The organism is Erwinia sp. LJJL01 (assembly GCF_047300805.2).
In the GTDB taxonomy this organism is placed as follows: Bacteria; Pseudomonadota; Gammaproteobacteria; order Enterobacterales; family Enterobacteriaceae; genus Erwinia; species Erwinia aphidicola.
On record NZ_CP178576.1, the window covers coordinates 2,093,533 to 2,107,572 of the forward strand.

Consider the following 14,040-nt stretch of genomic DNA (forward strand, 5'->3'; position numbering starts at 1 on the left):
AATATCAGCTTACTATTGCTTTACGAAAGCATATCCGGTGAAATAAAAGCAGTGCAATAAACTCAGCCTGATGCTGCTTAATGCTACATCAAAGGTAAAGATAATCCCTTGGAGTAAACATGAGCGATAAAATTACCCACGTGACCGATGACAGCTTTGACGCCGACGTTCTGAAAGCAGAAGATTTGGTACTGGTCGACTTCTGGGCAGAATGGTGCGGTCCTTGTAAGATGATCGCCCCTATTCTCGATGAAGTGGCTGCCGAATATGAAGGCAAGCTGAAAATCGCTAAGTTGAACATTGATGAGAACCCAGCAACGGCGCCTAAGTACGGCATCCGTGGTATCCCAACCCTGCTGCTGTTCAAAAATGGCGAAGTGGCTGCGACCAAAGTCGGCGCACTCTCTAAAGGCCAGCTCAAAGAGTTCCTGAACGCGAACCTGGGCTAATCATGCCTTGCCGGCGTTTTGCGGTTTGATTTTTCATCTATCCGCTAGACGCCCGGCATTAAGCGTGCTAAGTTAAATCCACTGCACGACGAACTTACCTTGTAGTTTGCACCTTATAGAATGACTCCTTGTTGAACGCTGTATTCATCAGAATCTTACAGACATTCAGCAATCTGACGGTTAGTATCTACTGAATTTCCGGCTTCTTGTCCTCACCGTCTCCTCGTTTCAGATCTGCGTTTTCCTGCACGTGATCATCGAGCGGACTTCGGAACCAAGAGCCAATTAAACAGGCATGGATCTTTCGCCATACCATTTACGACAAACAATTCAAGTTTTACCCCGAGTTTAAGAACCCACCATTATGAATCTTACCGAATTAAAAAATACGCCGGTTTCAGACCTGATTACCCTCGGCGAAAATATGGGGCTGGAAAACCTGGCGCGCTTGCGCAAACAGGACATCATTTTCGCCATCCTCAAGCAGCATGCTAAAAGTGGCGAAGACATCTTCGGCGATGGCGTACTCGAGATATTGCAGGATGGATTTGGTTTCCTCCGCTCTGGAGACAGTTCCTACCTCGCCGGTCCCGATGATATCTACGTTTCCCCTAGTCAAATCCGCCGCTTTAACCTCCGCACTGGTGACTCCATCTCTGGCAAGATCCGTCCGCCAAAAGAGGGTGAGCGTTACTTTGCGCTGCTGAAAGTTAACGAAGTTAACTACGACAAACCGGAAAATGCCCGTAACAAAATCCTGTTTGAGAACTTAACGCCGCTGCATGCTAACTCACGTCTGCGCATGGAGCGTGGTAACGGCTCCACCGAAGATTTGACCGCTCGCGTACTGGATCTGGCTTCGCCGATCGGTCGTGGCCAGCGTGGTCTGATTGTGGCACCGCCGAAAGCCGGTAAAACCATGCTGCTGCAGAACATTGCGCAGAGCATCGCCTACAACCATCCAGACTGCGTGCTGATGGTGCTGCTGATTGACGAACGTCCGGAAGAAGTTACCGAGATGCAGCGTCTGGTTAAAGGTGAAGTGATCGCTTCTACCTTTGACGAACCGGCATCACGCCACGTTCAGGTTGCTGAGATGGTGATCGAGAAGGCCAAGCGCCTGGTCGAACACAAAAAAGACGTGATCATCCTGCTCGACTCCATTACCCGTCTGGCGCGTGCCTATAACACCGTGGTTCCTGCTTCTGGCAAGGTACTGACCGGTGGTGTGGATGCCAACGCCCTGCATCGTCCGAAGCGTTTCTTCGGTGCTGCGCGTAACGTGGAAGAGGGTGGAAGCCTGACCATCATCGCCACCGCACTGGTTGATACCGGTTCGAAGATGGATGAAGTGATCTACGAAGAATTTAAAGGTACCGGCAACATGGAACTGCATCTGGCGCGTAAAATCGCTGAGAAGCGCGTGTTCCCTGCTATCGATTACAACCGTTCAGGTACCCGTAAAGAAGAGTTGCTGACCACGTCAGAAGAGCTGCAGAAAATGTGGATCCTGCGCAAGATTATTCACCCAATGGGCGAAATCGACGCAATGGAGTTCCTCATCAACAAGCTGGCGATGACGAAAACCAACGATGAATTCTTCGATATGATGAAGCGTTCATAACTGGCTGGTTGCCGGGGGCTAAACGGTCGAATTGCCGTTTTACAACACTACCCCCGTCAATAAACAGATGAAAACTCGGGTAACGCCACGCATAGTCGTGGCGTTTTTTGTTTTTGGCCTATAGGCTATTCTGATTATGGAGAATTAGACCTAATGTGCGGTACAGGGCGAAGTTATATGGTGCATTGATTATGCGCGCCCTGGTGAATAAAATCAGAATTATACGGGTGCTAATGGCATGAAAATTGCTTATAACACTGCGCAATTCTTATCAGAGAGCTGGTTAATGTGAATTTACTCAATACGAGTACGGAGCTTGCCCTAACTTTTTTATTTTCATTGGCATTTCTTTTTTTCGCGCGTAAAGCCGCTATTAAAGTTGGTCTGGTGGATAAACCCAACTACCGCAAACGACATCAGGGCGCGATTCCGCTGGTTGGTGGCATCTCCGTGTTTGCTGGCAGCTGTTTCGCTTTTGCATTGACGAATTTCTATGTGCCTAACGTCCTGCTGTATCTCAGCTGTGCCGGCTGTCTGGTATTCGTCGGCGCGCTCGATGATCGTTTCGACATCAGTGTAAAACTGCGCGCGGTGGTTCAGGCCGGCGTGGCGGTTGTCATGATGATGAAAGCTAAACTCTATCTGCTAAGCCTTGGCTACATCTTCGGCCCCTGGGAGCTGGTGGTCGGACCGTTTGGCTATGTTCTGACGCTATTTGCCGTCTGGGCCGCGATCAACGCCTTCAACATGGTTGACGGCATTGATGGTCTGTTGGGGGGATTGTCCTGCGTCACCTTCCTCGCCATTGGCGTTATCCTGCTGCTGGATGGCCAGAGCAGCCTGGCGATGTGGTGCTTTATTATGATGGCCGCCATCATTCCGTATATTTTGCTCAACCTCGGCGTGTTTGGTCGCCGCTACAAAGTTTTCATGGGAGATGCCGGCAGCACGCTGATTGGCTTTACCATTATCTGGATCCTGCTGGAGGCCACCCAGGGTCCGAGCCATCCTATTACCCCGGTCACCGCGCTATGGCTGATTGCTATTCCGTTAATGGATATGGTGGCGATTATGTATCGCCGCCTGAGCAAGGGGATGAGTCCCTTCTCGGCAGATCGGCAGCACATTCACCACCTGATCATGCGTGCGGGCTTCACCTCCCGCCAGGCGTTTGTCCTGATCACCGCTGCCGCTGCGCTGCTGGCTGCGGTGGGTGTGCTCGGCGAATACCTGACCTTTGTCCCGGAATGGGCGATGTTGGTACTTTTCTTGCTGGCTTTCATGCTGTACGGCTACTGCATCAAGCGGGCATGGCGCGTTGCGCGCATGATTAAAAGATGGAAGCGCCGACTGCGTAATCACCATAACGAGAAGAAAACCTCTACTGACTAAGTCAGCCTGACAACAAGGAACCTGAAGTATGACCTATCCTGACGCGGCGGATAACGAGCTGGATATTCGTGGTCTTTGCTGCACGCTGTGGCGCGGTAAATTCTGGATTGTCGCCGGTGGCGCACTGTTTGCCGCCCTGGCCTTTATTTACTCGCTGCTGGTTACGCCGAAATGGAGTACTACCGCGATTGTCGATCGTCCAACGGTGAACATGCTTTCCGGCTATTACTCGCAGCAGCAGTTTTTAAATAATCTGGATGTCCGTTCGGGCAGCCTGACCGTGGCCCCACCTACAGTGATGGATGAGGCGTATCAGGAGTTCATCATGCAGCTGTTTGCCTGGGATACCCGGCGTGATTTCTGGCTGCAGACCGACTATTACAAACAGCGGAAAACCGGTAATGCCAGGGAAGACGCAGCCCTGTTGGATGAGCTGATTGCCAATATTCAGCTGCAGCCCGCCGACAGCGCGAAGAATATCAAGGATAGCGTGACGCTGGTGGCTGAGACCGCCGCCGACGCCAACACTCTGCTGCGCCAGTACGTGGCCTTCGCTAATGCGCGCGCCACGGTACATCTGAATGAAGAGCTGGCGGCCGACTGGGCAGCCCGCAGCATTCAGTTGAAAGCGCAGATAAAGCGCCAGGAAGCGGTAGCAAAAGCGATTTACGACCGTCAGGTGAACAGCGTACAGCAGGCGTTAAAAATTGCTCAGCAGCAGGGCTTTGAGCAGTCGAAAACTCAGACGCCATCCGAACAGCTGCCGGATTCCGAACTGTTCCTGCTGGGGCGCCCGCTGCTGCAGGGGCGTCTGGAAAACCTTCAGGCCAGCGGTCCGTCTTACGATCTGGACTACGACCAGAACCGGGCTATGCAGGCGACGCTGAGTGTCGGGCCAACGCTGGTGCCGTCTTTCCACACCTGGCGCTACCTGCGCACCCCCGAGGAGCCGGTCAAGCGTGACAGCCCGCGCCGCGTGCTGCTGATGGTGATGTGGGGCGCTGTAGGGGTTCTGCTGGGTGCCGGAACGGCTCTGGTCCGTCGCAGAAAGTGTCACTAAGTTAAATACGAGCGAATTAAGAGAGTCACGGTGAAAGTATTAACAGTTTTTGGCACGCGCCCCGAAGCGATTAAAATGGCGCCGCTGGTGCATGCGCTGGCGCAGGAAGAGGGTATCGAGTCACGCTTATGCGTGACGGCACAGCATCGCGAAATGCTCGATCAGGTGCTGCAGCTGTTTTCAATCGTGCCGGACTACGATCTTAATATTATGCAGCCGGGACAGGGGTTAACCGAGATCACCAGCCGTATTCTGGAAGGGCTGAAAACGGTATTTAGCGACTTCACTCCTGATGTGGTGCTGGTACACGGTGACACCACCACCACTTTTGCCGCCAGCCTTGCGGCTTTCTACCACCGTATTCCCGTAGGGCACGTGGAGGCCGGGCTGCGTACCGGCGATCTGTGGTCACCGTGGCCGGAAGAGGCCAACCGTACGCTGACCGGGCACCTGGCGAGCTACCACTTCACGCCCACCACCACTTCGCAGCAAAATCTGCTGCGCGAGAATCTGCCTGCCCAGCGCATTTTCGTCACCGGTAATACGGTGATCGACGCGCTGTTCTGGGTGCGTGACCGCGTGCTGAGTGATGATGCATTGCGTAACAGTCTTGCGGCGCGCTATCCATTCCTGGCTGCGGACAAGAAGATGATTCTGGTCACGGGGCACCGCCGTGAGAGCTTCGGCGACGGATTTGAGCGTATCTGTAATGCGCTGGCGGAAATTGCCCGCCTGCATCCCGATACGCAGATTGTTTACCCGGTGCATCTCAACCCCAACGTCAGCGAGCCGGTTAACCGCATTTTGAGTGGGATCGACAACATTATCCTGATCGAGCCGCAGGAGTACCTGCCGTTTGTCTGGCTGATGGACCGCGCCTGGCTGATCCTCACCGATTCCGGTGGCATTCAGGAAGAAGCGCCGTCGCTGGGCAAACCGGTGCTGGTGATGCGCGATACCACCGAGCGCCCTGAAGCGGTTGCTGCCGGTACGGTGATGCTGGTCGGCACCGATGGTGCAAAAATTGTCAGCGAAGTCAACCGTTTACTTACCGATGAGGAAGCGTGGCACACCATGAGCCGCGCACATAATCCTTACGGAGACGGACTGGCCTGCCAGCGTATTGTGCAGGCGCTTAAACACAACCGGATTACATTATGAGTTTCAACACCATTTCTGTTATCGGGCTGGGCTACATCGGCCTGCCCACTGCCGCGGCCTTTGCTTCCTGCCAGAAGCAGGTGATCGGTATCGATATTAATGCGCACGCGGTGGAGACCATCAATCGTGGCGACATTCATATCGTTGAGCCGGACCTCGACCGCGTGGTGAAAACCGCCGTCGAGGGCGGCTATTTGCGTGCTGCCACTCAGCCACAGGCTGCAGATGCATTTCTGATCGCCGTTCCCACGCCGTTTAAAGGCGAGCATCAGCCGGATATGGCCTTTGTCCGGGCGGCGGCAGAGTCCCTTGCGCCAGTGCTGAAGAAGGGCGATCTGGTGATCCTCGAATCCACCTCTCCGGTGGGGGCTACCGAGCAGATGGCCGCGTGGCTGGCGGCAGCGCGCCCGGACCTGAGCTTCCCGCAGCAGGCGGGTGAGCAGGCGGACATTCAGGTTGCCTACTGCCCGGAGCGCGTCTTGCCGGGTCAGGTGATGGTTGAGCTGTTTAAAAATGACCGTGTGATAGGCGGTATGACGGCCGTCTGCTCGCAGCGCGCCTGCGATCTGTACAATATCTTTCTCGAAGGTGAGTGCGTGGTCACCAATTCGCGCACCGCTGAAATGTGTAAGCTCACCGAGAACAGCTTCCGCGACGTCAATATTGCCTTCGCTAACGAGCTGTCGTTGATCTGCGCCGAGCAGGATATCAACGTCTGGGAGCTGATCCGTCTCGCCAACCGCCATCCGCGCGTGAACATTCTGCAACCCGGCCCGGGCGTTGGCGGGCACTGCATCGCCGTCGATCCGTGGTTTATCGTGGCGCAAAATCCCGAGCAGGCGCGGTTGATCCGCACCGCGCGCGAAGTGAATGACGGTAAACCGCACTGGGTGCTGGAGCAGGTGCAGCGCCGGGTTGCCGACTGCCTGATGAGCAGCAACAAGCGCGCCAGCGAGCTGAAAATTGCCTGCCTGGGCCTGGCGTTCAAGCCCGATATTGACGACCTGCGTGAAAGCCCGGCCGTTCAGGTAACGAAGCTGATCGCCGACTGGCATCAGGGCAGCACGCTGGTGGTCGAACCTAACGTGCAGCAGCTGCCCGCGAAGCTGCAGCAAAGCGTCACGCTGGTGGCGCTGGATGACGCCCTGCAGCAGGCTGATGTACTGGTGCTGCTGGTCGATCACCGTCAGTTTAAAGCCATCGATCCCGCCAGTGTAAACCAGCCGTGGGTTGTGGATACCAAAGGAGTATGGCGATGAGAGATTCGAGCTGTGAACGGCACGCTTAAACCCCTCCTCTGGGAGAACAGTTTCTTTAACCGGCAGAGTGCGCTGCTGGAGCTGGGCGGTGAGCATCAGCTGGATAGCGTTCAGCTCGACGACTGGCCGCTGGTGCAGGTCAAGGTGCTGGCGCAGCAGAGCGCAGAGCTGGATGCGCTCAGCGCGCTCGGTTTTCGCCTGGTGGAAGGGGAAGCGGACTGCGTGCTGGGCATCACGCCGGTGGATCGCCCAACCGGCGTGCGTATTGCGCGCGCGGAACATATCCCGGCGCTGCGCCAGGCCGCGGAAGAAGCATTCACCTTTAGCCGTTTTCGTGCCCCGTGGTATGCATCCGGCGACAGCGGACGCTTCTATGCGCAGTGGGTGGAAAACGCGGTGCGCGGCACCTTTGATCATCAGTGCCTGTTGGCGGTGGATGAGCAGGGTATTATGCAGGGCTTTGTCTCCCTGCGTGAGCTGGATGACGGCACCGCGCGCATTGGCCTGCTGGCGGTATTACCTGCGGCTCAGGGGCTGGGCATCGGCCAGCGGTTGATGAATGCGGCTAACGACTGGTGCCGCGCACGCCGCCTGACACGACTTCACGTCGCCACGCAGCTGGGCAACCTCGCTGCGCTGCGTCTTTATCTTCGCTGCGGCGGCGTGATTGAACGCACCGCATACTGGTTATACAGGGAAACACCATGATTCCGTTTAATGCGCCGCCGGTGGTGGGAACTGAACTTGAATATATGCAGTCGGCCATGGGCAGCGGCAAGCTGTGCGGCGATGGCGGTTTTACCCGTCGCTGCCAGCAGTGGATGGAGCAGCGCTTCGCCAGTCGTAAAGTGCTGCTCACCCCTTCCTGCACCGCTTCGCTCGAAATGGCAGCGATCCTGATTGATATTCAGCCCGGTGATGAAGTGATCATGCCGAGCTACACCTTTGTTTCGACGGCCAATGCCTTTGTGCTGCGTGGGGCGACCATCGTCTTTGTCGACGTGCGCCCGGATACCATGAATATCGATGAGAGCCTGATTGAGGCGGCGATCACCGATAAGACTAAAGCGATTGTGCCGGTGCACTATGCGGGCGTGGCCTGCGAGATGGACACCATTATGGCGCTGGCGAAAAAGCACCAGCTGTGGGTGGTGGAGGATGCTGCACAGGGAGTCATGTCGACCTATAAAGGTCGCGCGCTTGGCAGCATTGGGCACATCGGCTGCTTCAGCTTTCATGAAACCAAAAACTACACTGCGGGTGGCGAAGGTGGGGCGACGCTGGTCAACGATGCCTCGCTGGTCGAGCGTGCAGAGATTGTTCGCGAGAAAGGCACCAACCGCAGCCAGTTTTTCCGTGGTCAGGTGGATAAGTACACCTGGCGCGATATCGGTTCCAGCTATCTGATGGCCGATTTGCAGGCCGCGTATCTCTGGGCACAGCTGGAGTCGGCAGAGCGCATCAACCAGCAGCGCCTGCGGCTGTGGCAGAACTATCATGATGCCCTGCAGCCCTTAGCGGCACGCGGGCGCATCGAGCTGCCCGTCATCCCGGCAAACTGCGAACACAATGCGCATATGTTTTACCTCAAGCTGCGCGACCAGGATGACCGCAGCGCGCTGATCTCCTGGCTGAAAGAGGCCGAGATCCTCGCGGTCTTCCACTACATTCCGCTGCACAGCTCTCCTGCCGGTCTGCGTTTTGGCCGCTTCCACGGTACCGATCGCGCAACCCAGACCGAGAGTGAGCGCCTGCTGCGCCTGCCGCTGTTCTATAACCTCTCTGATAACAATCAGAAAACGGTGATCGGTTCGCTGCTGAGCTATTTCTCCTGATATGTCACTGGCAAAAGCGTCGGTGTGGACGGCCGTTTCCACACTGGTAAAGATTGCTGCCGGGCTGCTGGTGGTAAAAATGCTGGCAGTGACGTACGGACCTGCGGGCGTTGGGCAGGCGGGTAACTTCCGCCAGCTGGTCACCGTGCTTGGCGTGCTGGCGGGGGCCGGAATTTTCAACGGCGTGACCAAATATGTCGCGCAGACTCAGCAGCAGCCAGCAGAACTGCGCGTGGTTCTTGGCACGGCCTCGGCGATGGTGCTCGGATTCTCCCTGCTGCTGGCTGCCGTATTCCTGCTGTTTGCTGCGCCGATAAGCCGGGCGCTGTTTGGCCACGAGCAGTATCAGCAGGTGATCCGCATCGTCGCCTTCCTGCAGATGGGCATCGCCTGGGCTAATCTCGCGCTGGCGATCATGAAAGGCTTCCGCGATGCCGCAGGCAACGCGCTGGCGCTGATTGTCGGCAGCGCGATCGGGGTGGCCGCGTGGTTTGTCTGCTACTGGCTCGGCGGCTATAGCGGCGCGCTGGTGGGTCTGGCCATGGTCCCGGCTCTGGTCGTGGTGCCTGCGGTGTGGCTACTGGCGCGGCGCGGCCATTTGCCGATGCGCTATCTGCTGCCGCAGTGGCGGCCAGAGTATGCGCGCAGCCTGGGTAAGTTTACGCTGATGGCGCTGATCACCGCAGTCACGCTGCCGGTGGCGTGGATGATGATGCGTAACCTGCTGGCGCAGCACGCGGGCTGGGAGCAGGTTGGTTTATGGCAGGGGGTGAGCAGTATTTCGGATGCCTACCTGCAGTTTATTACCGCCTCGTTCAGCGTCTACCTGCTACCTACGCTGGCCCGCCTGCAGACGAAGGCCGAGATTTCGCGTGAGATCCTCAAGTCGCTGCGCTTCGTCCTGCCCGCCGTCGCTGCGGTCAGCTTCAGCGTCTGGCTGCTGCGCGACTTTGCCATCTGGCTGCTGTTCTCCAGCCAGTTCACCGGCATGCGTGACCTGTTTGTCTGGCAGCTGATTGGCGATGTGCTGAAAGTCGGCTGCTACGTATTTGGTTACCTGGTGATCGCCAAAGCGTCACTGCGTTTTTATATTCTTACCGAGGTCAGCCAGTTTGCGCTGCTGACCGGTTTTTCCCGCTGGCTGATCCCGCTGCACGGCGCAGCAGGCGCAGCTCAGGCGTATATGGCGACCTATGTCGCTTACTTTGCACTCTGTGCTGGCGTTTTTATTATCTATCGTAGACGAGTATGACCAGAGTAATTCATCTTTTAGGCTCAGATATTCCGCATCACAACGCGACGGTGCTGGGCTTTTTTAACCAGGTTTTACATGAAGTTGCCCCATCTTCAACGCCGCGTGAGTTTTGGGTGGTGAGCGGGCAGGCCACCCTGGCTGGGCAGTATCCGCAGCTGGCTATTCGCTTGTTCTCAAGCAAGGCGGAGCTGGCGCAGACGACGATAGCTACCGCCAGCCAGCAGCGCAGCACGCGCTTCTTCTGCCACGGGCAGTTCAATCCACGCCTGTGGCTGGCCCTGCTGGCGGGCAAGATCGCACGCCAGCAGTTTTACTGGCATATCTGGGGGGCCGATCTGTATGAAGATGCGGCCAGCCTGAAGTTTCGTCTGTTCTATATGCTGCGGCGCCAGGCGCAAAAACGCGTGGGGCATGTGTTTGCCACCCGTGGCGACATCAATCACTTTCACCAGCGCTGCCCGCGCGTGCCGGCATCGCTGCTCTACTTCCCGACCCGGCTGGCGGATAGCGTGCCGGAAAGCCAGGCTGCTGACGGCCCGCTGACCATCCTGCTCGGTAATTCCGGGGATGCCAGCAATCGTCATATTCAGGCGTTAGAGGAGATCCATCAGCAGTTCGGCAATGGGGTGCAGGTGCTGGTGCCGCTGGGCTACCCGGCCAACAATGACGTCTACATCGGGCGCGTGCGTGCGGCTGCGGATGCGCTTTTTGCGCCGGGTCACGTGCAGCTGTTGACGGAAAAGTTGGCGTTCGATAACTATTTACAGCTGCTGTCTCGCTGTCACCTCGGCTATTTTATCTTCGAGCGGCAGCAGGGGATCGGCACGCTGTGTTTGCTGATGCAGGCCAACGTGCCGTTTGTGTTGAACCGCAAAAACCCGTTCTGGCAGGATCTGGCTGAACAGCAGGTGCCAGTGCTGTTCAACGGCGATGCGCTGGATGCGGCCACGGTCGCGGAGGCGCGGCGTCAGTTGCAGAGCCTGGATAAGAGCCGCATCGCCTTTTTCGAGCCGGGCTATCTGGCGGGCTGGCAGCAGGCGCTGCAAACGGTGGAAGGGGAGAGCGCATGACCTTATTAGAGTTTGCCGGTCTGCTGGTCGTGTACCTGTGCTGCGGCGGATTTATCCTGACGCTGACATGGCGTGAGTTCAGGCGCGTGCGCTTCAACTTTAACGTCTTCTTCTCGCTGCTGTTTTTGCTGACCTTCTTCTTTGGTTTTCCGCTGACTTGCCTGCTGGTATTTGGCTTTGACGTGCAGGTGGTGCCGCCAGAGTATCTGTTACAGGCGCTGCTGTCGGCGGGCTGTTTCTATGCCATCTACTATGTCAGCTACAAAACCCGGCTGCGCGCGCGCAGCACGGCTCCTGCACGACAGATATTTACCATCAACCGTATTGAAGCCCACCTGAGCTGGGGGCTGATGGCTCTGGTGGCGCTGGGCACCGTCAGCGTGTTCTTTATGCATAACGGCTTTCTGCTGTTTAAGCTGCACAGTTACAGCCAGATTTTCTCTGCGGATGTCTCCGGCGTGGCGCTCAAGCGCTTCTTCTACTTCTTTATTCCGGCGATGCTGGTGGTTTACTTCCTTAAGCAGGATTTACGCGGCTGGCTGTTCTTCCTCGTTGCCACCGTCGGCTTTGGTCTGCTGACCTACATCATCGTTGGCGGCACGCGCGCCAATATCATCATCGCCTTCGCCCTGTTTCTGTTTATCGGCATTATCCGCGGCTGGATCACGCTGTGGATGCTGGTGCTGGCGGGTGTGGGTGGCATTGTTGGCATGTTCTGGCTGGCGCTTAAGCGCTATAACCTCGACGTTAGCGGTCCGGAGGCGTTCTACACTTTCCTCTATCTGACGCGGGATACCTTCTCCCCCTGGGAGAATCTCGGCCTGCTGCTGCAAAACTACGACAAGATTGATTTTCAGGGGCTGGCCCCAATCTGGCGCGATTTCTATGTGTTTATCCCCAGCTGGCTGTGGCACGGGCGGCCAACAGAAGTGCTTAACAGCGCGAACTACTTTACCTGGGAAGTGCTGGATAACCACTCTGGCCTGGCGATTTCCCCCACGCTGATTGGCTCACTGGTGGTGATGGGCGGTGCGCTGTTTATCCCACTGGGTGCGGTTGCCGTCGGCATGATTATCAAATGGTTTGACTGGCTGTATGACAAAGGCCGCCATGAACCTAATCGCTATAAAGCCGCAATTCTGCAAAGCTTCTGTTTTGGCGCGGTGTTTAACATGATCGTACTGGCGCGTGAGGGGCTGGATGCGTTTGCTTCACGCGTGGTGTTTTTCTGTATTATTTTTGCTGCCTGCGTGGTGGCCGCTAAGCTGCTGTACTGGCTGTTGGATGTGGCCGGATTAGTCCGTCCGCGGTCGGCTAGCCGACCGCTGTCACCACAGCAGTAGCCTTTGTTTTGCTTATGACCTCAAGGAAATCCCGATGAATGCCCCTGTAACCGTGCCGCACTATCAGATTCGCGGCATTACGCTGTCAGGCTTTAGTGATATGGCGCAGTTTGTCGACTACCTCAATCACGACGGTAAGCTGAAAACCGGCACGCTGGTGGCTATCAACGCCGAGAAAGTGCTGACGGCTGAAGCAGATGCGGCAGTGGCTGAGCTGATTGCTGCGGCAGAATATAAGTATGCCGACGGCATCAGTATTGTACGTTCGATCCGCAAGAAGTATCCGCAGGCCGACGTGTCACGTATTGCCGGTGCCGATCTGTGGGAAGCGTTGATGGAGCGCGCCGGGCGCGAAGGTACTCCAGTGTTTCTGATTGGCGGGCGGGAGTCGGTGCTGGCGCAGACTCAGGACCAGCTGCGCCGCCGCTGGAATGTGAATATCGTTGGCGCTCAGGACGGCTTCTTCACCCCCGCCGACCGTGATGCGCTCTTTGCCCGCATTCAGGCCAGCGGCGCAAAGCTGGTGACCGTCGCGATGGGCTCGCCGCGCCAGGAGATCCTGATGCGCGACTGTAAAGCCGTTTACCCGGATGCGCTGTATATGGGAGTAGGCGGCACCTACGACGTGTTTACCGGCCACGTGAAGCGTGCACGAAAGATATGGCAGAAAATGGGTCTGGAGTGGCTTTACCGCCTTCTGTCGCAGCCTTCACGACTTAAGCGCCAGCTGCGGCTGCTGAAATACCTTAAATATCACTGGCGCGGCGATCTTTAATGCCAGAGACATTTTTCTCTAACCCGGCTTTTTAGTGGCTTTTTTGCCACAAAGAGGCAGAAAAACGCTGTGACTTTAGACGGAATGCACAAAGCGTAATCAAACGCGTTTTTTTGTGAAAAAAGCACTGGACAGGTAAGGCTCCCGTCCGTAGTATGCACATCCGCAACGGCGCTACGCGCCCGTAGCTCAGCTGGATAGAGCGCTGCCCTCCGGAGGCAGAGGTCTCAGGTTCGAATCCTGTCGGGCGCACCATGAATTTTGTGCGCAATGAGCGGCGGTGGTAACATTTACCGCGTTAGTCAGTAGTGAAAAGAAGTAAAGAAATCAGGTATGGTGGCTATAGCTCAGTTGGTAGAGCCCTGGATTGTGATTCCAGTTGTCGTGGGTTCGAGTCCCATTAGCCACCCCAGATTTTTAGTAAAGATTTTGTCGTATGCGAAGGTGGCGGAATTGGTAGACGCGCTAGCTTCAGGTGTTAGTGTCTTAACGGACGTGAGGGTTCAAGTCCCTCTCTTCGCACCACAAAATCTGTAGCAAAGAAGTGCCAGCAGTATTCGGCGAGTAGCGCAGCTTGGTAGCGCAACTGGTTTGGGACCAGTGGGTCGGAGGTTCGAATCCTCTCTCGCCGACCAATTTTAAGACCCTGCTGTACTGCGGGGTTTTTGCTTAAAACCTGAAGGTTTGGGCAACGATAAGAAAAGTAGTGGCAAAAAGAAGTATTCGGCGAGTAGCGCAGCTTGGTAGCGCAACTGGTTTGGGACCAGTGGGTCGGAGGTTCGAATCCTCTCTCGCCGACCAATTTAAGAAACCTGCT

The 14,040-nt window shown here is 56.4% G+C and carries 12 protein-coding genes and 5 tRNA genes; all 17 read left to right on the forward strand.

The annotated features are described in order from the left end of the window. Window positions 1-119: 119 nt before the first annotated feature. The gene (trxA, locus tag ACLI4M_RS10535) at window positions 120-449 is read left to right on the forward strand and encodes a thioredoxin TrxA (protein WP_048914347.1); all 330 of its coding nucleotides are present in this window, start codon (window positions 120-122) and stop codon (window positions 447-449) included. A gap of 364 nt (window positions 450-813) precedes the next feature. Then, window positions 814-2,073 (forward strand): transcription termination factor Rho, encoded by a 1,260-nt coding sequence (gene rho, locus ACLI4M_RS10540; RefSeq protein WP_048914348.1) that lies wholly within the window; start codon window positions 814-816, stop codon window positions 2,071-2,073. Window positions 2,074-2,361: 288 nt separating this feature from the next. Continuing rightward, a complete protein-coding gene (wecA, locus tag ACLI4M_RS10545; RefSeq protein ID WP_133622268.1) occupies window positions 2,362-3,465 on the forward strand; it encodes a UDP-N-acetylglucosamine--undecaprenyl-phosphate N-acetylglucosaminephosphotransferase in 1,104 nt (367 codons plus the stop codon). A gap of 28 nt (window positions 3,466-3,493) precedes the next feature. Then, entirely contained in the window at window positions 3,494-4,525 is a 1,032-nt protein-coding gene (gene wzzE / locus ACLI4M_RS10550; RefSeq protein WP_133622267.1) for an ECA polysaccharide chain length modulation protein, read from the forward strand. 30 nt (window positions 4,526-4,555) lie between these two features. After that, on the forward strand, window positions 4,556-5,686 hold the full coding sequence (gene wecB, locus ACLI4M_RS10555; protein ID WP_048914351.1) for a non-hydrolyzing UDP-N-acetylglucosamine 2-epimerase: 1,131 nt from the start codon (window positions 4,556-4,558) through the stop codon (window positions 5,684-5,686). After that, window positions 5,683-6,945, forward strand: coding sequence for a UDP-N-acetyl-D-mannosamine dehydrogenase (gene wecC, locus ACLI4M_RS10560; RefSeq protein ID WP_133622266.1), 1,263 nt, complete (start codon window positions 5,683-5,685; stop codon window positions 6,943-6,945). Before wecB ends, wecC begins: the two co-directional genes overlap by 4 nt. A gap of 12 nt (window positions 6,946-6,957) precedes the next feature. After that, a complete protein-coding gene (rffC, locus tag ACLI4M_RS10565) occupies window positions 6,958-7,653 on the forward strand; it encodes a dTDP-4-amino-4,6-dideoxy-D-galactose acyltransferase (RefSeq protein ID WP_413449788.1) in 696 nt (231 codons plus the stop codon). Next, window positions 7,650-8,780: a dTDP-4-amino-4,6-dideoxygalactose transaminase gene (rffA, locus tag ACLI4M_RS10570; protein WP_048914354.1), complete on the forward strand. Its 1,131-nt coding sequence runs from the start codon at window positions 7,650-7,652 to the stop codon at window positions 8,778-8,780. The genes rffC and rffA overlap by 4 nt, the downstream gene beginning before the upstream one ends. A 1-nt stretch (window position 8,781) precedes the next feature. After that, window positions 8,782-10,032: a lipid III flippase WzxE gene (gene wzxE / locus ACLI4M_RS10575; RefSeq protein WP_133622264.1), complete on the forward strand. Its 1,251-nt coding sequence runs from the start codon at window positions 8,782-8,784 to the stop codon at window positions 10,030-10,032. Continuing rightward, entirely contained in the window at window positions 10,029-11,105 is a 1,077-nt protein-coding gene (locus ACLI4M_RS10580) for a TDP-N-acetylfucosamine:lipid II N-acetylfucosaminyltransferase (RefSeq protein ID WP_133622263.1), read from the forward strand. The genes wzxE and ACLI4M_RS10580 overlap by 4 nt, the downstream gene beginning before the upstream one ends. After that, window positions 11,102-12,448, forward strand: a complete 1,347-nt coding sequence (gene wzyE / locus ACLI4M_RS10585) for an ECA oligosaccharide polymerase (RefSeq protein WP_133622262.1) — start codon at window positions 11,102-11,104, stop codon at window positions 12,446-12,448. The genes ACLI4M_RS10580 and wzyE overlap by 4 nt, the downstream gene beginning before the upstream one ends. A 34-nt stretch (window positions 12,449-12,482) precedes the next feature. Then, window positions 12,483-13,223, forward strand: coding sequence for a lipopolysaccharide N-acetylmannosaminouronosyltransferase (gene wecG, locus ACLI4M_RS10590; RefSeq protein WP_133622261.1), 741 nt, complete (start codon window positions 12,483-12,485; stop codon window positions 13,221-13,223). 178 nt (window positions 13,224-13,401) lie between these two features. Beyond that, window positions 13,402-13,478 (forward strand) — tRNA-Arg (locus ACLI4M_RS10595). Between the two features lie 81 nt (window positions 13,479-13,559). Continuing rightward, window positions 13,560-13,635 (forward strand) — tRNA-His (locus ACLI4M_RS10600). Between the two features lie 26 nt (window positions 13,636-13,661). Further along, window positions 13,662-13,748: transfer RNA gene (locus ACLI4M_RS10605), tRNA-Leu, on the forward strand. Window positions 13,749-13,781: 33 nt separating this feature from the next. Beyond that, window positions 13,782-13,858 (forward strand) — tRNA-Pro (locus ACLI4M_RS10610). Between the two features lie 89 nt (window positions 13,859-13,947). Beyond that, a tRNA-Pro gene (locus ACLI4M_RS10615) sits at window positions 13,948-14,024 on the forward strand. The last annotated feature ends 16 nt before the right edge of the window (window positions 14,025-14,040 follow it).